The 20,307-nt window shown below is 67.4% G+C and carries 19 protein-coding genes; 8 read left to right on the top strand and 11 right to left on the bottom strand.

The annotated features are described in order from the left end of the window. Positions 1–122: 122 nt before the first annotated feature. Entirely contained in the window at positions 123–881 is a 759-nt protein-coding gene (cobS, locus tag ACU0BR_RS07060) for an adenosylcobinamide-GDP ribazoletransferase (RefSeq protein ID WP_446156143.1), read from the bottom strand. Between the two features lie 72 nt (positions 882–953). On the opposite strand from cobS, the gene cobT reads away from it, so the two are divergent. Continuing rightward, positions 954–1,973: a nicotinate-nucleotide--dimethylbenzimidazole phosphoribosyltransferase gene (gene cobT, locus ACU0BR_RS07055; protein ID WP_446156142.1), complete on the top strand. Its 1,020-nt coding sequence runs from the start codon at positions 954–956 to the stop codon at positions 1,971–1,973. A gap of 35 nt (positions 1,974–2,008) precedes the next feature. On the opposite strand, the gene ACU0BR_RS07050 is transcribed toward cobT, so the two are convergent. Both ACU0BR_RS07050 and ACU0BR_RS07045 read right to left on the bottom strand, forming a co-directional pair. Then, entirely contained in the window at positions 2,009–3,943 is a 1,935-nt protein-coding gene (locus tag ACU0BR_RS07050; RefSeq protein ID WP_446156141.1) for a cation:proton antiporter domain-containing protein, read from the bottom strand. Between the two features lie 251 nt (positions 3,944–4,194). After that, entirely contained in the window at positions 4,195–7,332 is a 3,138-nt protein-coding gene (locus ACU0BR_RS07045; protein ID WP_446156140.1) for a hypothetical protein, read from the bottom strand. 148 nt (positions 7,333–7,480) lie between these two features. On the opposite strand from ACU0BR_RS07045, the gene ACU0BR_RS07040 reads away from it, so the two are divergent. Next, positions 7,481–8,215 carry an SIMPL domain-containing protein gene (locus ACU0BR_RS07040; protein WP_446156139.1) on the top strand — a complete coding sequence of 245 codons (735 nt, stop codon included), beginning with the start codon at positions 7,481–7,483 and terminating at the stop codon, positions 8,213–8,215. A 54-nt stretch (positions 8,216–8,269) separates the two neighbouring features. On the opposite strand, the gene ACU0BR_RS07035 is transcribed toward ACU0BR_RS07040, so the two are convergent. Further along, a complete protein-coding gene (locus tag ACU0BR_RS07035; protein ID WP_446156138.1) occupies positions 8,270–9,292 on the bottom strand; it encodes a hypothetical protein in 1,023 nt (340 codons plus the stop codon). A 180-nt stretch (positions 9,293–9,472) separates the two neighbouring features. Further along, the gene (parE, locus tag ACU0BR_RS07030) at positions 9,473–11,434 is read right to left on the bottom strand and encodes a DNA topoisomerase IV subunit B (RefSeq protein ID WP_446156137.1); all 1,962 of its coding nucleotides are present in this window, start codon (positions 11,432–11,434) and stop codon (positions 9,473–9,475) included. Between the two features lie 188 nt (positions 11,435–11,622). Here parE and ACU0BR_RS07025 point away from each other — a divergent pair, with 188 nt between their 5' ends. Beyond that, positions 11,623–13,011, top strand: a complete 1,389-nt coding sequence (locus tag ACU0BR_RS07025; RefSeq protein ID WP_446156136.1) for an MATE family efflux transporter — start codon at positions 11,623–11,625, stop codon at positions 13,009–13,011. Positions 13,012–13,089: 78 nt separating this feature from the next. On the opposite strand, the gene ACU0BR_RS07020 is transcribed toward ACU0BR_RS07025, so the two are convergent. Beyond that, positions 13,090–13,512 carry a hypothetical protein gene (locus ACU0BR_RS07020; RefSeq protein ID WP_446156135.1) on the bottom strand — a complete coding sequence of 141 codons (423 nt, stop codon included), beginning with the start codon at positions 13,510–13,512 and terminating at the stop codon, positions 13,090–13,092. Positions 13,513–13,541: 29 nt separating this feature from the next. After that, on the bottom strand, positions 13,542–14,744 hold the full coding sequence (locus ACU0BR_RS07015; protein WP_446156134.1) for a pyridoxal phosphate-dependent aminotransferase: 1,203 nt from the start codon (positions 14,742–14,744) through the stop codon (positions 13,542–13,544). 84 nt (positions 14,745–14,828) lie between these two features. Between ACU0BR_RS07015 and ACU0BR_RS07010 the strand changes: the two genes are divergently transcribed. The 3 genes from ACU0BR_RS07010 to ACU0BR_RS07000 all read left to right on the top strand — a co-directional run bounded on the left by ACU0BR_RS07010 (position 14,829) and on the right by ACU0BR_RS07000 (position 16,116). Then, positions 14,829–15,266 carry a helix-turn-helix domain-containing protein gene (locus ACU0BR_RS07010; RefSeq protein ID WP_446156133.1) on the top strand — a complete coding sequence of 146 codons (438 nt, stop codon included), beginning with the start codon at positions 14,829–14,831 and terminating at the stop codon, positions 15,264–15,266. A 3-nt stretch (positions 15,267–15,269) separates the two neighbouring features. Continuing rightward, complete coding sequence (locus ACU0BR_RS07005; RefSeq protein WP_446156132.1) at positions 15,270–15,542, top strand: succinate dehydrogenase assembly factor 2; 273 nt, start codon at positions 15,270–15,272, stop codon at positions 15,540–15,542. 73 nt (positions 15,543–15,615) lie between these two features. Next, complete coding sequence (locus ACU0BR_RS07000) at positions 15,616–16,116, top strand: MarR family winged helix-turn-helix transcriptional regulator (protein ID WP_446156131.1); 501 nt, start codon at positions 15,616–15,618, stop codon at positions 16,114–16,116. On the opposite strand, the gene ACU0BR_RS06995 is transcribed toward ACU0BR_RS07000, so the two are convergent. Genes ACU0BR_RS06995 through ACU0BR_RS06985 form a run of 3 tightly spaced genes read right to left on the bottom strand, consistent with a single transcriptional unit; the run spans position 16,110 to position 18,395 of the window. After that, on the bottom strand, positions 16,110–16,985 hold the full coding sequence (locus ACU0BR_RS06995; protein ID WP_446156130.1) for a DUF1194 domain-containing protein: 876 nt from the start codon (positions 16,983–16,985) through the stop codon (positions 16,110–16,112). The two genes, ACU0BR_RS07000 and ACU0BR_RS06995, sit on opposite strands and share 7 nt — an antisense overlap. Positions 16,986–16,989: 4 nt before the next feature. After that, positions 16,990–17,970: a DUF1194 domain-containing protein gene (locus tag ACU0BR_RS06990; RefSeq protein ID WP_446156129.1), complete on the bottom strand. Its 981-nt coding sequence runs from the start codon at positions 17,968–17,970 to the stop codon at positions 16,990–16,992. Continuing rightward, entirely contained in the window at positions 17,967–18,395 is a 429-nt protein-coding gene (locus tag ACU0BR_RS06985; RefSeq protein ID WP_446156128.1) for a VOC family protein, read from the bottom strand. Before ACU0BR_RS06985 ends, ACU0BR_RS06990 begins: the two co-directional genes overlap by 4 nt. Before the next feature lie 153 nt (positions 18,396–18,548). Here ACU0BR_RS06985 and thyX point away from each other — a divergent pair, with 153 nt between their 5' ends. Further along, entirely contained in the window at positions 18,549–19,457 is a 909-nt protein-coding gene (gene thyX, locus ACU0BR_RS06980; RefSeq protein ID WP_446156127.1) for an FAD-dependent thymidylate synthase, read from the top strand. Positions 19,458–19,522: 65 nt separating this feature from the next. Here thyX and ACU0BR_RS06975 read toward each other — a convergent pair whose 3' ends face one another. Next, positions 19,523–19,729 carry a cold-shock protein gene (locus tag ACU0BR_RS06975; protein ID WP_446156126.1) on the bottom strand — a complete coding sequence of 69 codons (207 nt, stop codon included), beginning with the start codon at positions 19,727–19,729 and terminating at the stop codon, positions 19,523–19,525. Positions 19,730–19,942: 213 nt separating this feature from the next. Between ACU0BR_RS06975 and ACU0BR_RS06970 the strand changes: the two genes are divergently transcribed. Beyond that, positions 19,943–20,281, top strand: coding sequence for an arsenate reductase family protein (locus ACU0BR_RS06970; RefSeq protein WP_446156125.1), 339 nt, complete (start codon positions 19,943–19,945; stop codon positions 20,279–20,281). Positions 20,282–20,307 lie beyond the last annotated feature (26 nt).

The raw sequence follows: 20,307 nt of genomic DNA, 5'->3' as shown, positions 1-20,307 counted from the left end.
ACACCGAAAGCCGCGGCAGCCCCGCGGCTTTCGCCTTTCAGCAGCTTCTTCTGGATAAAAATATCCCCGCCGGAGGCTGAAATCGGCTTGCCGCGCCCCCCGGTGGACGGGACATGCCGGGATCAGGCCAAAGCGCTCAACAGTACCGCAAGCGCCGCGATCTCCGCCAGCTGCTGTGTCGCGCCCAGCACATCGCCGGTCTGCCCGCCGACCTTGGCCCGCGCGATCACCGCCACCGCCAGCATGACGGCGGTGAGCCAGAAGGCAAGCGTGATGAGCGCCCAGCCCAGATAGACCAGCGCGACGACTGCCGCCAGCAGCACCGCCCCCCAGGCCGCGATATCGGGCGGGCGGCCGGTCTGCGCCGACAGCCCGTCCGCGCGCGCATGGGGCAGCGCCGCCGCGAGGGCCGCCATCGGCGCGCGGCTGACCGCACCCACCACCGGCAGCGCCCACAGCCCGCCGGGAAGCGCCAGCAGCGGTGTCAGCAAGCTCCAGCGCGCCAGCAGCGACAGGATCAGCGCCAGCACACCATAGGTGCCGACCCGGCTGTCCTTCATGATCTCCAACCGTCTTGCGCGATTGCGCCCGCCCCAGAAACCGTCGGCGGTGTCGGCAAGCCCGTCCTCATGCATCGCCCCGGTCAGCGCCGCCGAAGTTGCCATGGCGATCGCGGCGGCCAGGCTTGCGGGCAGTTCGGCGAACTGCACGGCCGCCGCGACCACCGCGGCCGCCGCCCCGACCGTCGCCCCGGCAACGGGCCAGGCCCATGCCGCGGCGGCCATACGGTTTGGGTTGCATTGCGAAGGAAATCGCGTCAGCAGGCTGAAGGCGCATGCAATATCACCGATGCGAAACCTGTCGCTGCGCGTCGCTGGCATCACCGCATGTCCTTTCCGTGCCGATCCCGATCGGCGTAACCGCTACCGCAGCCTCAGGCAACGAGTGACTCCATGCAAGACATTCCCTTCTCCTCCCTTTCCGAATTTCTTGAGCTGCTGAGGGAGCTGCCCGGCCCGGATGCAACGGCGAAGGCTGCGGCGGAACGGCGCAACGGGACGCTGACCAAGCCTCCGGTCGCATTGGGACGGCTGGAGGAGTTGGCGATCTGGTTCGCATCCTGGCGCGGCGATCCGCGCCCCTTGCTGCGCAATCCGCAGGTGGTCGTCTTTGCGGGAAACCATGGGGTCGCGCTGCGCGGCGTCTCGGCCTTCCCGGCCGAGGTGACGGCGCAGATGGTCACGAATTTCGAGGCCGGCGGGGCGGCGATCAACCAGCTTGCCGCCTGTTTCGGCGCGCGGCTGGATGTCGTGGCGCTGGATCTGGACCGCCCCACGGGCGATTTCACCCGTGGCCCCGCGATGTCCGCCGATGAATGTCTCGAGGCGCTGCGCCGGGGCTATGGCGCGGTAGGCGCCGACACGGATCTGTTCATCGCGGGCGACATGGGGATCGGAAACACCACCGCCGCCGCCGCCATTGCCGCGGCGCTGCTGGGCGGTGCCCCCGAGGAATGGGTCGGGCGCGGCACCGGAATCAACGACGCCGCGCTCCGTCTCAAGGCGCAGGCGGTGGCCTCGGGGCTGTCGGGGCATCGCGACGTGCTGGACCGGCCGCTCGAGGTGCTGTGCCGTCTGGGGGGGCGGGAACTGGCCGCCATTGCGGGCGCGATCGCCGCCGCGCGGATGCGTCGCATCCCGGTCCTTCTGGACGGATTCATCTGCTGCGCCGCCGCGCTGGTCCTGCATCGCGCGGCACCGGGGGCGCTGGATCACGCCATCGCGGGGCATCTGTCGGCCGAGGGCGCCCACGGCCGCCTGCTGGAGGCGCTCGGCAAACGCCCGTTGCTGGATCTGGGGATGCGGCTTGGCGAAGGCTCGGGCGCGGCGCTGGCCATCGGCGTGGTGCGCGGGGCGCTGGCCTGCCACAGCGGCATGGCCACCTTCGCGGAGGCAGGCGTGTCCGACGCCTGACCCTGCGCGCGGGCTGCGGGTCGCCTCAGCGGGGCTCAGGCCTCGTGCTCGTCCTCCGGGTCGCGGTTCTTGCGGCGGCGGTCCCTGATCTGCGTGACGAGCGCGGCCTCCAGCTCCTTGTTCAGCTGCTTGGAGCGTTCGATATAGGCGGAGTTCTCGCCCATCTCGGTGTCCGGCGTCCAAAGCTCCGCCAGATCGCGCAACGCGGCGCGGTCGAGGCGGTAGAACGACCGGGCGGTTTCGCGCGCCTCGAAATCCGACAGCCCCAGCCGTTCGAGCGCATAGCGCCCCGCGCGCAGGGCGCTGTCGAAAAGCTCCCTCACGATTTCATCGGCCCCGGCGCGGTAGAGCTCATAGACATGCACGCGGTCGCGCGCGCGCGCGATGATGTGCAGGTCGGGGCGGGTGCGCCGCGCATAGTCGACCAGCCGCGTGGCCGCCTGCGGATCGTCCAGCGCCACGATCAGCACGCGGGCCTCCATAAGCCCCGCGGCATGAAGCAGCTCGGGCCGTCCGGGATCGCCGAAGAACCCCTTGAACCCGAACCGCCGCATAAGCTGGATGGTCTTCAGGTTGTGGTCCAGCACCACCGTGCGATAGCCCGATCCCTGCACCAGACGGTTGATGACCTGGCCGAAGCGGCCGACGCCCGCGATGATGACCTCTCCCTTCTCGTCGATCTCATCGGCGGCCTGGCTTTCCGCCGCATCGCCGATCCTGGCCGACAGGGCCTCGTAGACGATGAAGAAGAGCGGCGTGATCAGCATCGAAAGCGCCACCATCAGCAGCAGCGCCTCGGCGGTCGCGGAGGGCACGACATTCTGCTGGATCGCGACCGATATCAGCACGAAGCCAAATTCCCCTGCCTGGGCCAGACCCAGCGTGAACAGCCAGCGGTCGCGCCCGCGCAGGCGGAACGCCAACGCCAGCAGGTAGAGAACCATCCCCTTCGCGGCCATCATCGCCAGCGTCAACCCCAGCAGCTTGACCGGGGCCGCGAAAAACACGGTGAAGTTGATGCCAGCGCCCACGGTGATGAAGAAAAGTCCCAGAAACAAGCCTTTGAACGGCTCGATATCCGATTGCAGCTCATGCCGGAATTCCGAGTTGGCCAGCACCACCCCGGCCAGAAAGGTCCCCAGCGCGGGCGACAGCCCCACGATCATCATCAGCGCGGCGATGCCCACGACCGTCAGCAGGGCGAAGGCCACGTAAAGCTCGCGCAGGCGGGCCATGTGCAGAAAGCGAAACAGCGGCCGGGTGGCGAAGATGCCGAAAAGGATGATCCCGGCGACCGCCGCCAGCGTCACCAGCGCCACACCCCAGCCGGGCATGCTTTCGACGACCGACATCGCGGCCTCGGCGGCGACCTTGGCCTCGCCGGAATTGCCGCCCGCCGTCGCCAGTTTCTCGGACGCGGCCGCGCCCTTGCCGCCGGCGGCCAGGTTGTTGACATGCGGCAGCGCCAGCAGCGGCAGCAAGGTGAGCATCGGGATCACGGCGATGTCCTGCATGAGCAGGACCGAAAACCCCGCGTTGCCGCCGGCGGTGCGCAACAGCCGCTTTTCCGTGAGCGTCTGCAACACGATCGCCGTGGAAGACAGGGCGAAGACCATGCCTATCGCCAGCGCCGATTCCCAATCCATCCCCAGCGCCATCGCGCCCGAGGTCACGACCCCCATGGTGCCCAGCACCTGCAACCCGCCGAGGCCCAGCAGCCGGTGGCGCATTTCCCACAGCGCGCGGGGGTCCAGTTCCAGCCCGATGACGAAAAGCATCATCACCACGCCGAATTCCGCGATATGTTGCAGATCCTGCGTTTCCTCGCCGACCAGCCCGGTCAAGGGGCCGATCGCGATGCCCGCCAGCAGATACCCGAGAACCGATCCCAGACCCAGCCGCGTGGCGAGCGGTACGGCCACCACGGCCGCCGCCAGATAAACCGCGGCGGGGATCAGAAATGCTTCCATCGTGTTCCTTTCTGAAACCGGCAGGTTGGGGCAGGCGGGGCAGAGGCGGGCAACGGGGCAGGCGGGACGGTCGACTGGTCACACCCGGCGGACGGCACCGGTTTATGGGTCGGTCCCGCCTGTTGCGGTGGGGACGTGGCGATGAGATCCGAGGGTAATCCGCGGCGCCGGGTCATGTCCATGCGTCGATGGCAATGAGCCGACGCGCAGGTATCGATGGCCGTGCCGCCACGCGGGGCGCGGCGTCGCGATCAGCCCTTCGGCATGCGAAGCACCATATCCCGGCTGCCCTTTTTCAGCCGGAGCGAGTCCGCCCCGATGCCCGAGACGCGCGCCCCGTCGAGCTTGTCGCCCACCTCCACCTTGACGAAGCGCCCCGAGGGCAGACGCACCAGCGCCCGGCGCTTGGAGGGGCTGCCGTAGACCCCGATCAGACTGACCTGACCCAGCTGGATCGCGTTCGTGGTGGTCGCCTGTCTGGCGACGGTCGGCGTTGTGGCGATCTGCGTGTTGGTCTTGCGCGCACGGGCGCGGGCGGCGGCGGCTTCCTTCTCGCGGGCGGCCTGCAGGCGGGCGAAGGCCTCTCGCAGGTTGTTGGGCCTGTCGACCGGCACGGCGGAGGCCGCGACCGCCTGTTTCGTGGCATTTTCCAGATCCGGTTTCGCATCAGGCGCATTCGCGGACGTGCCCCCCGCAGCGCCGGGCGCATCCGCCGGACGCGCGGCGCCTCCGGGGCGCGGCAACGGGCGCGGATCGCCCGCCTTCGCCGCCGATACCACCGGCCGCGACGCGGTGGGCGCATAGATGGATGCGGCGGCGGAGGCGGGTGCCGATCCGGGCGTCGATCCGGGCGCCGATCCGGACGTCGTCGCGGAGGTGTCGGCAGCGGCAGCAGGGGCGTCAGGGCCAGCGGTATCCGCGCCCGCCGCCGTCGCCGTCGCCGTTCGCGGGCGATAGATCGGACGGTACTTGGCGGTGCTCGCCGCGTTCACCACCGGCGGCGGGCCGGCGCGGTCGCGCAGGTCGGCATTCGGGCTGGGGTCGTCCGCGGGCAGGGCGCGCGCGGTGTCCGTCGCCCCGGCGGGGCTGGCAGTGGTGTCGGACGGCAGGGGCGGCACGCCATAGGGGGTGTCTTGGGTGTCGCGCAACACATCGGGCAGCGCGAGGGCGTCCTGCGAACGGTTGACCGGATCGATCGAGGCGAGAACGATTCCGTCGCTGACCTCTGTGCGCGGCGAGGGCGTGGGCGACTGGCGCGGCGGCAACAGCCAGATCCCGGTCGCCGCATAGCGACGCTCGGTCTCTCGCGTCGTGGGCAGGCGGCCCGAGCTTTGGCGGGAGGCCCGCGCGTTGCCGACGGCAGAGCGCCCGCGCGGCGCGCCCGCCAGGTTGAGCGTGTCGAGCGCGGCCGTCCCGGTGTCTTTTGCCGGGGCGACGGCGGCGATCTGCATGTCGCTCGCCTCGGCCCGGGCCACGATCTCCGTGACCGGCTGGGCTTGCGGTGCGGGCGGCGTTTTCGCGGGCGCAACCGGGCGCACCGTGGTTTCGACAGCCGTGGTTTCGACAAGGGCGGTGGCGGTGTCGTCGGCGGGCGATACCGACGGCGTCACGGCGGCGGGCGGCTCCGCCTGCGCGATCAGCTGCGCCGGATCGCGGAACAGATTGGCGACCGAAGGCGCCAGGTACATCGACGACAGCGCCGCGACGGCGATCAGCACGAGAACCAGCACGGCCGTCAGCAGCAGCCCGGTGCGGTTGCGCTGCGGACGCTGCGATTGGCGCGCGCCGAACACGGTCATCGCCTCCGCCTCGGGGTCGGGCTTGGCGGCACCGATGACGCGCCCGGATTTCAGATTGGCACTGCGCGCCATGAACCCGGCAAGCATATGCGGCGCCGGGGGCGGCTCATGCGGGGGGGTATGGTCGTCGGCGGAAAAAGCGGGGCGCCTGGGCGCTTGCACCCGATGGGCCGCGACGGGCGGCGACGTCTCGGGCAGCTCCGGCAGCGGCGCGATGCGGCTGTCCGCGCCGGTCGACCGGGTGGCGCGCAACGCCCCCAGCCCCCGGTCGGTGTCGGAGGATGCGCCCGCGTCGGATGCGTTGAGGCGTCCTGCGGCTGCCTGCCCGGTGCCGTCGGCGGGCCGGATGGCGGCATCCGTCTTATCGGCGGGCTCCTCCGTGAAGGCCTGCGCGCCGGCGGTCGCCGTGCTCTTGTCCCGCGTGGCGCCGGTTGCCGAGGTCCGCGTCTCAATCGTGCCGCGGGGCGCGTCACCGCCGCGCGCGACGGGTTCGGCAAGATCGACGCTCGTGCGATCCGGTTTCTCGGCGCTTGTCAGCGGTGCCGCGCCGGGGGTTTTCGGCGGAACGGGCGTATAAAGCCGCCGCTCGGCCTCCGCGAGCTTGAGGATGCGCGAGGAGATCTGATCGAGCGAGGGCGGCGTCGATCCGTCCTTGGCCCCGGCGTCCCTGCGCGAGCGGAAGGAAAATGCGGTCGGGGCTTCGGCAAACCCGCGCTCCGGCTCGACCGGCGCCGCCTCTTCCGACTCCGCCCGCGGCGCAGCCGCGGATGCACGCTTTGCTTCGTCTAGGTCTGCCGCGGCACGCGGCGGCGCGTCATCTGCCGGAGGGGGCGTCGGATCGCCATCACCGCCCTTCGCAGCGTCCCTTTCGACGCGCGCGTCGCGCTCGGACACAGCCGATCCGGCCTCGCCCGCCCCGGATGGCCCGCCGAGGTCTTCCGCCGGTTCCGCATCGGAGGCGGGGGGCGGGGACGACGCGGCGCCATACCCTTCCGCGCCTGCCTCCGCGCCCGCCTCCGCGAAGGCCGACGGATCGGAGGAGGCCGCCCCGCGAACCACGACGGGCGTGGTGTCGCGTTCCACCGCCGCGCCGTTCAGGATCGTGGCGGCATAACGCGTCTCGCCGAAAAACGGCTCCCCGGCAAAGCGCGCAGGATCAGGTCGCGCGGCGAAGCTGACGGGGTTGAGCCTGTGTTCGGTGGCGAAATCCTCCGCCTCCTGCAGGGTGGCGCGGGCGACGACCGCAACCATGACCTGCGGCTCGCTGGTATCGACGAAGTCGAACACCAGATCGTCCACGTCATAGGGGGTGCGCCCCTCCAGCGCGGCGCGGATCTGCGCGCGGCGGCTGTCGTCATCGGGGCCGGGCGCCCTGAGCCGGGTGTAGAGGATCTGCGAATTGGGAATCAGCAGCTTGCTGCTCAGCCCGCCCTGCGCCAGATCGGCGGCAGAACGGCGCAACATGCGCAGCGCCTGGTTCATGTCCGGGTCGTCCAGCGCAACCTCGCCCACGCGCAGCCAGCCGTTGCGGCCACGCAGCAGCAGATTTATCCCGTCGTGCGACAGATCCAATGCGAAATTTGGTTTCATCGCAGTAGACTTAACATGGCGAAGGTCATGGGTGTGCGGTTCCTGCTGCTCTTTTCGTGATCATAGCAGATTTCCGCCGAGTCCGGGAAGACGCGGCTTGTCACTTTGCGGGATGGCGCCGATCCTCGGGACAACGGAGGGACGTTCAATGACGAAGCTTGTTTTGGCACTTGTTCTGATGCTGCCGACGGCGCTGCCCGCGCTGGCGCAAGGCCCGCAGCTCGCGGACCCCGCGCGGATGCCCGCGCGGATGACGGTGACCGGGGAGGGGTCGGTCGACCTGCCGCCGGACATGGCGACGATCACCCTTGGCGCCACCACGCAGAAGGCCACCGCCGCCGAGGCGCTTGCCGACAACAGCAAGATGGTCGCCGCCACGCTCGACGTGCTCAAGGCCGAGGGGATCGCCGCGCGCGACATGCAGACCTCGGGGCTGAGGCTTTATCCGGTCTTCGACAATCGCCCCAAGCCCGACGGTCAGGGCGATGCGCCCCGGATCGAGGGCTACCGCGCCTCCAACACGATTACCGTCAGGGTGCGCGATCTGCCGCGGCTGGGCGTGGTGCTGGATCAGGTGGTGCAGGCCGGGGTGAATGAGTTTCGCGGTCTGGAATTCGGTCTGAGCGCGCCGCAGGAATCGACCGATGCGGCGCGCCGCAACGCGATCGCGGACGCAAGGCGCAAGGCGGATCTATATGCGCAGGCGGCGGGGCTGAAGATCATCGGCATCCTGTCGCTGGATGAACAGACCCGCAGCCAGCCGCCCGGCATGATGCGTATGAACGCGATGGCCGCCCGCGAAAGCCAGGTGCCCGTCGCCGAGGGCGAGGTGACGCTCAACGTCGATGTGACGATCACCTATGAGATCGCGCCCGCGCTGTAGGACGGGCCGTCCGGCACGAAGCCACGGCCGGACCCGCCCGGCCGTGCCTTCGCGTCAGCGCATCCACAGCCGGTTGCGTTTGATGATATTGCGGATCTGCTGTTCCTTGCGCGGCAGGTCGTCCCGGTCGAAGAGGGCGCGCACCTTCTGCCCGCGCCCCTGAAAGATCATCCGCTTGAACGGATCGTATGCCTTCAGCACCTTCTTGATGCGGTTGGGCTTGCTGACATCCTCGAGCACCGCGATCACGCGATCGTCCTCGCGCGCGTAGGCCAGCGGCAGCACGCGCCAGTGGCAGGTGGTGCGCCCGTCGAGCCAGCCCTCTTCGAGCGTGTCGCGACCGCCCCCCAGCTTGTGGATGACAAGCGGCAGCGCGATCTGGTCGAGCCACGGATAAAGCGGCTGGCAGACCAGCGCCTCCGGCGTGTCATCGCGGATCGCCAGCGCGTAATCCAGAAACCAGCGCCGGAATGCGACCGGATCGGCGCCAAGGAACCAGCCCGCGTTGAAATAAAGATAGCGTTCCCAATATTCATCGGGCTGGGTCAGGTCGAGCGAGCTGGCGAAATCCAGCCCGAACTTGTCGTAAAGCGCGCCCCATGTTTCGGTGTAGCCGGGACCGTAAAGCTCCTGCTGCGGCCAGGTGCCTTCGCGCTTCATCGATGCGGTAGGCCGCGCGAAATCGAACGGCACATCGCCAAGCGGGGCGAGATGCAGCGTGTCGGTATCGAAGAAGACGAAGGGTTGCCCGGCCGGCAGCACCGAAAGCGCCTCGATCTTGTTGCCGTTGGGGTAGCTCGATCCGAAATGCTCCGATGCGAAGGGCAGGATTTCCGCCCCCAGCTCGATCAGCAGCTCGCGCACCGCCGGGTCCTGGATGCGCGGATCATGGTCCCAGCACGGGCCGGGCTGCGGCTCGGCAAAGATCAAGCGGCCCGCGAATTCCGGGTTCGCCGCGCGAAAGGACGCGGCGAAGAGCGCGGCCTCATATTCCAGCCGCCCGCCCTGGGCGATCGCCAGCACGTTGAAACGCTGCGCGTCTTTCGCCGGGTCCGCCTTCATTTGCGCCTCGCCCATTTTTGCCCCGCCGATTCTGGTCCCGCCGATCTTGACCCCGCCAATTCCGGCCCCCTCGGTCCTGATCCCGTCAACCCGTCAAGCTGCCCGCCGTCGCCGAAGCTCATGTCTGGCCTGCCGCTTCTTCTTGGAATAAATACTCGAAATCCGCGACGCGCGCCATCCTCGGCGCGGGGGCGTTCAGACGTCCAGCTCCTCCACGAAGCGCGCATTTTCCTGAATGTACTGAAACCGCATCTCGGGTTTCTTGCCCATCAGACGCTCCACCAGATCGCCGGTCTCGCCCGCCATGTCCTCGTCGATGGTCACCCGGATCAGCTTGCGCGTCTCGGGATTCATCGTGGTGTCCTTGAGGTCCTTCGCGTCCATCTCCCCCAGCCCCTTGAAGCGGCTGACGTCGATCTTGCCCTTGCCGCCCAGACCCTTGGCCAGCGCGACGTCCTTCTCGGCCTCGTCGAGGCAATAGACACGGCGGGCGCCCTGGGTCAGACGGAACAGCGGCGGGCAGGCGAGGTACAGATGGCCCGCGTCGATCATCGGCCGCATCTGGGTGAAGAAGAACGTCATCAGAAGCGATGCGATATGCGCGCCGTCCACATCGGCGTCGGTCATGATGATGACCTTGTCGTAGCGCAGGTCCTCGACGTTGAATTTCGTCCCGAGCCCGACCCCCAGCGCCTGGCACAGGTCGTTGATCTCGGCGTTCGCGCCCATCTTGGCGCTGGCCGCGCCCAGCACGTTCAGGATCTTGCCGCGCAACGGCAGCAGGGCCTGGGTTTTCCGGTCGCGTGCCATCTTGGCCGACCCGCCGGCGCTGTCGCCCTCCACGATGAACAGCTCGGTGCCGTCGCGGTTGGTGGCGGAACAATCGGTCAGCTTGCCGGGCAGGCGCAGCTTCTTGGTGGCGGATTTGCGCTGCGTCTCCTTCTCGGCGCGGCGGCGCAGCCGCTCGTCGGCGCGCAGCACCAGGTAATCCAGGATCGCGCCCGCGGCCTTCGTGTCGGCGGCCAGCCAGTTGTCGAAATGGTCGCGCACCGCGCCTTCGACCAGCTTGCCGGCCTCGACCGTGGCCAGCCGGTCCTTGGTCTGGCCCACGAACTCCGGCTCGCGGATGAAACACGACACCAGCGCGCAGCCGCCCGCGTTCAGATCGTCGCGGTTGATGTTGGTGGCCTTGCGGTTGCCGACCAGATCGCCATAGGCGCGGATGCCCTTCAGCACCGCCGCCCAGAACCCGGCCTCATGGGTGCCGCCCTCGGGGGTGGGCACGGTGTTGCAATAGGACTGGATGAACCCGTCGCGCGCGGGCGTCCAGTTGATCGCCCATTCCACCGATCCCGGCTGGCTGAACTTCTCCTGGAACGACACCTTTCCCGCGAAGGGCTTGTCGGCATAGGTCGCGGCCTCGCCCAGCGTTTCGGTCAGATAATCCGAAAGCCCGCCGGGGAAGTGAAAGATGGCCTCCGCCGGGGTTTCCCCGTCGTCGATGGCCGTTTTCCAGCGTATCTCGACGCCGGAATACAGATAGGCCTTGGAACGCACCATCTTGAGCAGCCGCGCGGGCCTGAATTTGAGCGAGCCGAAGATCTCGGCGTCGGGATGGAACGTCACCGTGGTGCCGCGCCGGTTCGGCGCCGCGCCCGCCGGTGCGACGGGGCCCCGGGGAATGCCACGGGAAAATTCCTGCGCGAAGAGCTCGCGATTGCGCGCCACCTCGACCCGGACATGATCCGACAGCGCGTTGACCACCGAGATGCCGACGCCATGCAGCCCGCCCGAAGTCTCATAGGACTTGCCCGAGAACTTGCCGCCCGCATGCAGCGTGCACAGGATCACCTCCAGCGCGGATTTGTCGGGAAACTTGGGGTGCGGATCGACCGGGATGCCGCGGCCGTTGTCGCGCACGGAAACGGAGTAATCGGCGTGCAGCTCCACCTCGATCCGGTTAGCATGGCCCGCGACCGCCTCATCCATGGAGTTGTCGAGCACCTCGGCCACCAGATGGTGCAGCGCCCGTTCGTCGGTGCCGCCGATATACATGCCGGGGCGTTTGCGCACGGGCTCCAGCCCCTCCAGCACCTCGATCGAAGAGGCGTCATAGGCGGGTTCCGCCGCACTGCTCAAAAGGTCGCTGGTGGCCATGCTGCTCGATTCTTCTTCTGTCCCGGATTTGCCCTTCATTAGACCATCCGGCGCGCGGTGACGCAACATGTTGCGCCATGCGGCGGCAGCCCAGGATTGCGGGCGCGCCTGCAAAGCCCGTCTGTGCCCGCAATCGCAGCCTTGCCGTCCATGCACCGCTCGATTAACCCGTATCGATGAGCAGGCGCATGCGACATAATCACAATGGGCGGGTTTCCAAGTCGAGCGTCCGCGCCCATGCCTATGCGGTTCTGGCGCTCGGCCTGCCGCTGATCGGCAGCCATATGGCGCAATTCGCCATTCACGTCACCGATGCCATCATGCTGGGCTGGTACGACGTCGGCGCGCTGGCGGCGGTCGTGCTCGCGCAGTCCTTCTTTTTCCTGCTCTTCATCATGGGATCGGGCTTCGCCTGGGCGGTCACGCCGCTCGTGGCCTCGGCGGAGGCGTCCGGGCAACCCCAGCAGGTGCGCCGCATCACCCGCATGGGGATGTGGATCGTCGTCCTTTATGCGGCCGCGCTGCTGCCGCTCCTGCTGTGGTCTGAGGCGCTGCTGCTGGCGATGGGGCAGACCGATGACGTGGCCGCGGCGGCCCAGGACTACCTGCGCATCGCGGCCTGGGGGATGTTTCCGGCGCTGCTGGTGATGGTGCTGAAAAGCCATTTCGCCGCACTCGAACGCACGCAGGTGGTGCTCTGGGCGACGGTGCTGGCGGCGGTGCTGAACGCGGCGGTCAACTGGGTGCTGATCTTCGGCCATCTGGGGCTGCCGGAACTCGGGCTCAGGGGGGCGGCGATCGCGTCCGTGGTGACCCAGTTGCTGACGCTCGGGGTGCTGGTGGCCTATGTCAACACGGCCACGCCCGAACACGCGCTGTTCCAACGTCTCTGGCGCCCCGACCGCGAGGTCTTCGGCACGGTGTTTCACCTCGGCTGGCCCATCGGCTTGACCAGCCTCGCCGAATCCGGGCTGTTTTCGGCCTCCGCCGTGATGATGGGCTGGCTGGGCGAGGTCACACTGGCCGCGCATGGCATCGCGCTGCAACTGGTGGGATTCGCGTTCATGGTGCATGTGGGCCTGTCGAATGCCGCCACGGTGCGCGCGGGCCGCGCGGCGGGGCAGGGCGACGAACACGCCCTGCGGCTGGGCGGGCTGGTCGCGATCGGGCTGTCCACCGGCGTGGCGCTATTCACCACGGCGCTGTTTCTGTGGGTGCCTGAGCCCCTGCTGTCGATCTTCGTCGATCCCTCCGACCCGATGCTGCCGCGTATCCTGGCGGTGGGCACCGGGCTGCTGGCCATGGCCGGGGTGTTCCAGCTGGCGGACGGGGCGCAGGTCATGGCGCTGGGGCTGCTGCGCGGGGTGCAGGACGCGCGCGTGCCGATGCTCTATGCGGGGCTCAGCTATTGGCTGATCGGCATACCTGTCAGCTACGTGCTGGGGTTCCGCCTCGGGTTTGGCGGTGTCGGGGTCTGGGCGGGGCTGGTGATCGGCCTTGGTCTGGCCGCGATCCTGCTGATGGTGCGCTTCTGGACCCGCTCCGTCAGATTGCCGCCGTCGCCTGCTGTCGGCTGAAGAGGCCCGCTTCTTCTTGGTGAAAATACTCGAGTCCGCCCTGTGCCGACGGCGCCCCGCCGGCAGGGGGCGGCTGCGTCAGCCGTCCGCCTGCGGATCGCGCGCTTTTATCAGCGCGTCGGCCTTCTTGCGCACCAGCGCGCTGCGCAGATCGTGCATCGCCAGCAGCAGGCTGTCGGTCACCTCGTCCAGATCTTCCACGCTGGCGCGGCTTTGCACCCAATGGGTCGTCAGGTTGAGGTGGTCGATCGCGCGGAAGATATCGTCGATTTCGCGCCGCGCCAGCACGTCGCGCCGTTCGGCCATCCAGTCACGGATGATCTCCGTCTCCTCGCGCGACAAGCGGTGATCGCCATGCGGTTTGATATCGCCGTTGCGGATATTCACGACGGCGATCTGCGTCATGTCGATGCGGCGCTGCCGGTTTTCGGTATCGACCCGAAAGACGAAGGCGCCGTTCTCCCTGACACGGAAGTAGAAATCAGGCAGTTCGACCGACATTTCGCCCCTTCAAGCCGATTGCGAGACCGTCACGACAATGCGGCGCAGAACCTCTGGATGCGTGTGCAGGCCTCGGTCAGCGCCTCGTCCGAGGTAGCGTAGCTGACGCGGAAGCAGGGCGAAAGGCCGAAGGCCGCTCCGAAGACCACCGCGACGCCGGTTTCCTCCAGCAGCGCGGTGGCGAAATCCTCGTCCGTGTCGATCTGCGCGCCCGCGGCGGAGGTCTTGCCGATCAGCCCCGCGATCGAGGGGTAGACGTAAAACGCCCCCTCGGGCACCGGGCAGCTGACGCCCTCGATCTGGTTGAGCATGTCCACCACCAGGTTGCGCCGCCGCGCGAAGACCGCGTTGTTGGCGGCCAGAAAGTCCTGCGGGCCGTTCAGCGCCTCGACCGCGGCCCATTGCGAGATAGAGCAGGGGTTGGAGGTGCTTTGCGACTGGATCTTGCGCATGGCGCCGATCAGCTTTTCCGGCCCTGCCGCATATCCGATGCGCCAGCCCGTCATCGCATAGGCCTTGGACACGCCGTTGACGGTCAGCGTACGGTCGTAGAGCTGCGGCTCCACCTGCGCGGGGGTGCAGAATTCGAACCCGTCGTAGACCAGATGTTCGTACATGTCGTCGGACATGATCTGCACCTGCGGGTGACGCAACAGCACGTCGGTCAGCGCCTTCAGCTCCGCGCGGGTGTATCCCGCGCCGGTGGGGTTCGAGGGGGAGTTGAAGATGAACCATTTCGTGCGCGCGGTGATCGCGGCCTCCAGCGCGTCGGGCGTCAGCTTGTAGGCGGTTTCCGCGCGCGCTTCGGCGATCACGGGCGTGCCGCCCGCCAGCAGCACCATGTCGGGATAGCTGACCCAATAGGGGGCGGGGATCACCACCTCGTCGCCGGGGTTCAGCGTGGCCATCAGCGCGTTATAGAGGATCTGCTTGCCGCCGGTGCCCACGGACACCTGCGCGGGGGTGTAATCCAGCGCGTTGTCCCGCTTGAGCTTGGCGCAGATCGCGCGCTTGAGCTCGGGGATGCCGTCGACGGCGGTATATTTGGTCCGGCCCTCGGCGATGGCGCGCACGGCGGCGTCCTTGACGTTCTGCGGCGTGTCGAAATCGGGTTCCCCCGCCCCCAGACCGATGACATCCTGCCCCGCGGCCTTGAGCTCCTGCGCCTTGGTGGTCACGACGATGGTGGGCGAGGGTTTCACACGGTCGAGTGTCGCGGACAGCAGGGACATGGGGGACTCCGGTTTGTATGTACCGGGGCCATGTCTTAGGGTCGATCCGAGCACCGTTCAAGCTGATATGCGAAAGGATATTTCATGACCGAAGAGACGAGCAATGCCGGCCCCGGAACCTCCACCTCCACCGCGGATGGCGGGGATGGCGGCTGGTACTCCGCCGAGACCGCAACCTTCGGCGATCGGCTGGCCGGCGCGCGGGAGGTTCTGGGCCTGAGCCAGTCGGACCTGTCCAAGAAGCTCGGCGTCAAGCTGAAGACCATCCGCGCCTGGGAAGAGGATCTGGCGGAGCCGCGCGCCAACAAGTTGCAGATGATGGCGGGTATCCTGAACGTGTCGCTGATGTGGCTGCTGACCGGCGAGGGCGACGGGTTGTCGGCCCCCTCCGACGAGACCGACATGCCCGAGACCACGGCGGCGGTGCTGACCGAGATGCGCAAGCTCAAGGCGGAGCTTTCGCGCATGGCCGACCGGCTGGGCACGCTGGAAAAGCGCCTGCGCAGCGCGGCGCAGGGCTGAGCGATGCCGGAGACGCGCGAAAGCCTTGAGGCCAGGCTGAAACGGCTGAAAATGCGGTCCTGGCGCCGGGGCATCAAGGAAATGGACATGATCCTGGGCCCCCACGCCGATTCGCATCTGGAGGGGATGAGTGTCGACGAACTGGCGCAATACGATGCGCTGCTGGAAGAGAACGACCAGGACCTCTACCGCTGGTTTTCCGGCCAGGATCCCGCGCCGGAACGGTTTTCCGCGCTGATCGAGGAAATTCTGAAAAAGAGGACGCGCGCACGCTGACGGGTTTTCGCTTAACCCGATGTTTGGAATTTGCCGCCAATGTTCCCTAAATGTACACAGGCGGAGAGGCCAGATGAGCATTCAGAAAATCAATTTCGACCCCAGCGGGCAGAAAACCTTCATGGTGGGGTATCTCGAAAGTCTGGCGTTGGTGGAGCGATTGCACCGGCTGTTGCTGGACGTCATCAAGGATGAGTTCGAGCGGCTCAATATCCTGGACATCAATGCGGTGCAGGCGCTTTTGATGTTCAACATCGGCGACAACGAAGTCACCGCCGGAGAGCTGAAATCGCGCGGCTATTATCAGGGGTCCAACGTTTCCTACAACCTCAAGCGGCTGGTCGAGATGGACTATATGCATCATCAGCGCTGCGAGATCGACCGGCGTTCGGTGCGGGTGCGGCTGACGCCGAAGGGCCGTAACGTGTGCGACCGGGTCACCGGGCTGTTCTCCCGCCACGCCGAGGCGCTGCAATCGCGCGGCATTCTCGACCCCCGGGGGGTGGAAGAAATCAACGTCGCCCTGCGCCGGGTCGAGCGGTACTGGAGCGATCAGATCAGGTACATCTATTGACGCAAGCGCCTATCTGACGGTTCGGCCATCGCCTCGTCACCAGCGACAATGCCAGCTGCGCCGCCGCCGCTGCTTCTGCTGCCACTGCCGCCGACAAGAAGGCGGCTCAGCGCGAGGGCGCGCAGCTCTCTCAGCAGTTTGCGGACCATTGCGCGTTCATAGTCGTCAAAGCCGATCGCGGTTTCGACGAAGGCGCCGGGGCCGCGGATGACCTCGGCGCGAAAATAGGCCGAAAGTTCGGCGATACCGGCGGGGCGGCTGATTTCTGCCTGCGCGGTATCGGTGCCGACCACCAGCGCGTTGATCGTCGCGCCTGTGCCGGGGGATGCGGCGGCCTGCACCGATCGGGGGCGCGGCCCCTCATTCGACTGCCCGTCGCCCGAAAGATCCAGCGTGCGTTCCCAGCAGGCTGAATGGCGGGCAAGCTGGTCCAGGCCGAACCGCATCGCGGTGCCCAGCGCGGTGGTCGAGGGGGCGGCGACACGGCGGCTGCCGCGCAACCGTGTGATCGCGCTGTCCAGCGCTTCGGGGCCGGTGATCTCGGCCCAGGGCAGAAGGATGCGCTGAAAGTTCCGGCTGCTCCATTCGAAGATTTGCAGCCGCACCGGCGCGGAGGGCATCGCCAGCAAGGCCGCGCGCACGTCAGGATGCGCAAGCGCGGCGGCCAGCCCGTCGCGTTGCAGACGGTATTCCGCATCATCTACCGAACCCGAAACATCCAGTCCCAGCGTCAGTGCCTGCCTGCACGCGGCACCGGCCGCAGCGCTTGTCGCCAGCACCAACGCGAGGAGAATCGCCGAAAAGACCACCGGAAAGGCCGCCGAAAAGACCGAGACCGAGCGGGCCGTGACCGGGGGCTGCCGATCCATCGTGCTAACCCCGACCGGCCGTCGGCGCGGTATCGTCGGTCGACGTGGGACCCGGCGCGGCGGCCCAAGGCGCCCGCGCGGCCGGGCCCGAGGCGGGGTTTTTCCGCGGGGCGATACCGTTCCACATGCGGTTGTCCGGGGCTTGGTTGCCCGAAGCGGGCGGCCGGTTCGCGCTGTACCCGTCCGCGCTGGACCCGCCCAAGGTCATTGCAGGTCCGGCAAAGGCGGTGCCGCCCGACCTGCGGGTGCCCGAAGGGGGCGCTGTCGGCGCGCGCCCTGTCAGCTTGGCGCGTATCTCCCGCTCCAGCTTGCGGCGGATCGCGCGTTCGAAATCCTCATAATTCGCGGCCACCTCCAGAAAGGCGCCGGGGCCGCGCAGGATCTGTTTGCGGTAGAACTCCAGCAGCGCCGCGTCATCCGCAGCCCCCTTGCCGCCGCCAAGGATCGCCAGCGCATTCACCGTGATCCCGTCGAGCGGAAAGTTGGCATAGGCCAGCGCGGGAGAGAAGCCCGCGTTGTTGATGCCGTCGCCACTGACGTCGAGGGTGCGGAACAGGCAGTCGGGCGCGGTCGCGAAGACACTTGCGGCATAGCCCAATGCATAGCCCGCCGCGGTGGGAAACTGCGAATGGCCGCGTCGGCTGGCGCGCAGGATGCCCGCGGCACGGCGCAGCGCGGCCTCCGATCGCAGCAGGGTCCAGTCCAGGATCACCTGCTGCTGATCGCGCCCCGACCATTCGAACACCGCCAGCGCCACCGGGTTCGCGGGATCGTCGAGCACCGCCCGACGGACCGGATCGTACAGCAGCGCGGCCGCCAGACCCTGCCTTTGCAAGGCGTCCTCGCGACTGTCCACCGAGGACGAGACGTCGAGCGCCAGCACCAGCGCCAGCCGACAGGCCTGCGCCGCACCGCCGGTCGATGCCAGCGTCAGAAACACCAGCACCGCGGCGACCAGCGCCCTGCCGATCGTGCGGCCGTTCACCAGCTGCCGGTGTTTTCCATGCTAGCCCAGGGTTCCTCGGGGGCCTTGGCCTCGCCCATCTGCAACAGCTCGATCGAGATGTTGTCGGGGGAGCGTACGAAGGCCATGTGCCCGTCACGCGGCGGCCGGTTGATCGTCACGCCGTTGTCGCGCAGATGCGCGCAAAGTGCGTAGATGTCCTCCACCCCATAGGCGAGATGGCCGAAATGGCGGCTGTCGGAAGGCAGCGCGTCGTCGCCGTCCCAGTTGTAGGTCAGCTCCACCGGGGCTTCTTCCTGACCCGGAGGCGCCATGAAGACCAGCGTGTAACGCCCCTTGTCGCTGTCCATACGCCGGATTTCCTTCAATCCGAGCAGCGAGAAGAATGCGATCGTCGCGTCGAGATCCTTCACCCGGACCATTGTGTGCAGATAGTTGATTTGCATATCATCCTCTTCGGTTGACCATCTGCCGATCACATAGCACACCGCGCCGCCGAGCAAACCCGCACAACGCTCCGGCCGGGGCGGGCAGGTATCAGGTTTTCCCCACCCGCCAATATGCTAGCTTGACGCAACGCGATTCCGCCGGAGGACCAAATGCCCATCACCCACGACCAGCAGGCCGAAATCGACGCGCTGCGCAGCCAGACCCGGCCCACACTTCGCGCCGTGAGTGACGGGATGGAGGCGCATCTTTACAAGGCGCATGAGGTGCTGGACCACGGGTTCGTGCGGGTGATCGACTACATGGGCGATGACGCCGCCATCGTGCAGGCTGCGCGGGTGAGCTATGGCGCGGGCACCAAGCACGTCAGCAACGACGAAGGGCTGATCCGCTATCTGATGCGGCATTGGCATTCGACGCCGTTCGAGATGTGCGAGGTCAAGCTGCACGTGAAGCTGCCGGTGTTCGTGGCGCGCCAGTGGATCCGGCACCGCACCGCCAACGTCAACGAATATTCCGCGCGCTATTCGATTCTCGACCGGGAGTTTTACATCCCCCAGCCCGACCAGCTGGCGGCGCAATCGACCGTCAACAACCAGGGCCGGGGCGCGGTCTTGCAGGGGCAGGAAGCCGAGCGCGTCCTCAACATGCTCAAAAGCGACGCGGATCGCGCCTATGACCATTACGAATCCATGCTGTCGCAGGACGGCCAGGACGGACTCGCGCGTGAGCTGGCGCGGATGAACCTGCCCGCCAATGTCTATACCCAGTGGTACTGGAAGGTGGATCTGCACAATCTGCTGCATTTCCTCCGCCTGCGCGCCGACGCCCATGCGCAGTATGAAATCCGTGTCTATGCAGACGTGATCTGCAAGATCGTCGCAGATTGGGTGCCCGTCGCCTACGGGGCCTTCGAGGATTACCGCATCGGCGGCGCCAACCTGTCGGGCAAGGCGCTGGACTGCATCCGCCGGATGATCCGGGGCGAAGAGGTCACCCAGGAAAGCTCCGCCATGAGCCGGGGCGAATGGCGCGAATTCGAAGCGATCCTGAAGGGCTGATCGCGCGGCGTCGTCTCATGCCTGTGCAGGGGCGCCGGGGCGCCGCTGCGCAGGGTCCGGGCCGCTCAGGTGGCCTGAAGATCCGCCGCCAGCTTGCGGCCGTCGCGCCCCTCCTGAAGTTCGTATGCAACCTTCTGGTTGTCCGCGAGCCCTGTCAGCCCGGCTCTTTCGACGGCGGAAATATGTACAAACACGTCGCTGCCACCGTCGTCAGGCGCAATGAAGCCGTAGCCCTTGGTTGTGTTGAACCATTTCACGGTGCCTGTAGGCATGGTAGTCCTCCTCGTTACTCACTCCGCTCGCAGCATGCAGCGGCACGGTGCTGCCTGAACTTCCGCGTCGTCCGGTGTCCCTTGTAAGAAGCGGTCTTCAGAAAGTCGGTCGTCACATGGAATCAAGGTAGGCGTTCCGCACGAAAGACAAGGATGTTAAATAGATTGTGAGGCCGGGAACTGGCCCCCGGCGAAAAAAAATACGGTGGCATAATGAAGGTTTACGGATTGAAAGCCTGCGACACGACACGCAAGGCGGTCAAGGCGTTGTCGGGGCAGGGACGACAGGTGGAACTGGTCGACGTGCGGTCCGACCCGCTGGACCGCGAGGCGCTGCGGGCACTGCTGGCCGAATTCGGGCCGACGTTGCTCAACACCCGCTCTACCACCTGGCGCGGCCTGGACGAGGCAGAGCGGCAGCGCGATCCGGTCGATCTGCTGCACGAACATCCCGCGTTGATGAAACGCCCGGTGATCGAGGATGCGGGCAACAGATCTCTGGGATGGACGCGCGAGGTTCAGGCCAGGTTCGGAATTGGCACGGCGTCGTAAGCTTTCTGCCGCTGCACGGAAAAAAA

This window comes from Brevirhabdus sp. (assembly GCF_052826345.1).
This window is presented reverse-complemented; position numbering and strand designations above follow the sequence as displayed.

Excerpts from the sequence above, each read along its gene's own strand:
- cobS (WP_446156143.1), bottom strand. The coding sequence starts at position 881 with ATGCCAGCGACGCGCAGCGACAGGTTTCGCATCGGTGATATTGCATGC.
- cobT (WP_446156142.1), top strand. The coding sequence starts at position 954 with ATGCAAGACATTCCCTTCTCCTCCCTTTCCGAATTTCTTGAGCTGCTG.
- ACU0BR_RS07050 (WP_446156141.1), bottom strand. The coding sequence starts at position 3,943 with ATGGAAGCATTTCTGATCCCCGCCGCGGTTTATCTGGCGGCGGCCGTG.
- ACU0BR_RS07045 (WP_446156140.1), bottom strand. The coding sequence starts at position 7,332 with ATGAAACCAAATTTCGCATTGGATCTGTCGCACGACGGGATAAATCTG.
- ACU0BR_RS07040 (WP_446156139.1), top strand. The coding sequence starts at position 7,481 with ATGACGAAGCTTGTTTTGGCACTTGTTCTGATGCTGCCGACGGCGCTG.
- ACU0BR_RS07035 (WP_446156138.1), bottom strand. The coding sequence starts at position 9,292 with ATGGGCGAGGCGCAAATGAAGGCGGACCCGGCGAAAGACGCGCAGCGT.
- parE (WP_446156137.1), bottom strand. The coding sequence starts at position 11,434 with ATGGCCACCAGCGACCTTTTGAGCAGTGCGGCGGAACCCGCCTATGAC.
- ACU0BR_RS07025 (WP_446156136.1), top strand. The coding sequence starts at position 11,623 with ATGCGACATAATCACAATGGGCGGGTTTCCAAGTCGAGCGTCCGCGCC.
- ACU0BR_RS07020 (WP_446156135.1), bottom strand. The coding sequence starts at position 13,512 with ATGTCGGTCGAACTGCCTGATTTCTACTTCCGTGTCAGGGAGAACGGC.
- ACU0BR_RS07015 (WP_446156134.1), bottom strand. The coding sequence starts at position 14,744 with ATGTCCCTGCTGTCCGCGACACTCGACCGTGTGAAACCCTCGCCCACC.
- ACU0BR_RS07010 (WP_446156133.1), top strand. The coding sequence starts at position 14,829 with ATGACCGAAGAGACGAGCAATGCCGGCCCCGGAACCTCCACCTCCACC.
- ACU0BR_RS07005 (WP_446156132.1), top strand. The coding sequence starts at position 15,270 with ATGCCGGAGACGCGCGAAAGCCTTGAGGCCAGGCTGAAACGGCTGAAA.
- ACU0BR_RS07000 (WP_446156131.1), top strand. The coding sequence starts at position 15,616 with ATGAGCATTCAGAAAATCAATTTCGACCCCAGCGGGCAGAAAACCTTC.
- ACU0BR_RS06995 (WP_446156130.1), bottom strand. The coding sequence starts at position 16,985 with ATGGATCGGCAGCCCCCGGTCACGGCCCGCTCGGTCTCGGTCTTTTCG.
- ACU0BR_RS06985 (WP_446156128.1), bottom strand. The coding sequence starts at position 18,395 with ATGCAAATCAACTATCTGCACACAATGGTCCGGGTGAAGGATCTCGAC.
- thyX (WP_446156127.1), top strand. The coding sequence starts at position 18,549 with ATGCCCATCACCCACGACCAGCAGGCCGAAATCGACGCGCTGCGCAGC.
- ACU0BR_RS06975 (WP_446156126.1), bottom strand. The coding sequence starts at position 19,729 with ATGCCTACAGGCACCGTGAAATGGTTCAACACAACCAAGGGCTACGGC.
- ACU0BR_RS06970 (WP_446156125.1), top strand. The coding sequence starts at position 19,943 with ATGAAGGTTTACGGATTGAAAGCCTGCGACACGACACGCAAGGCGGTC.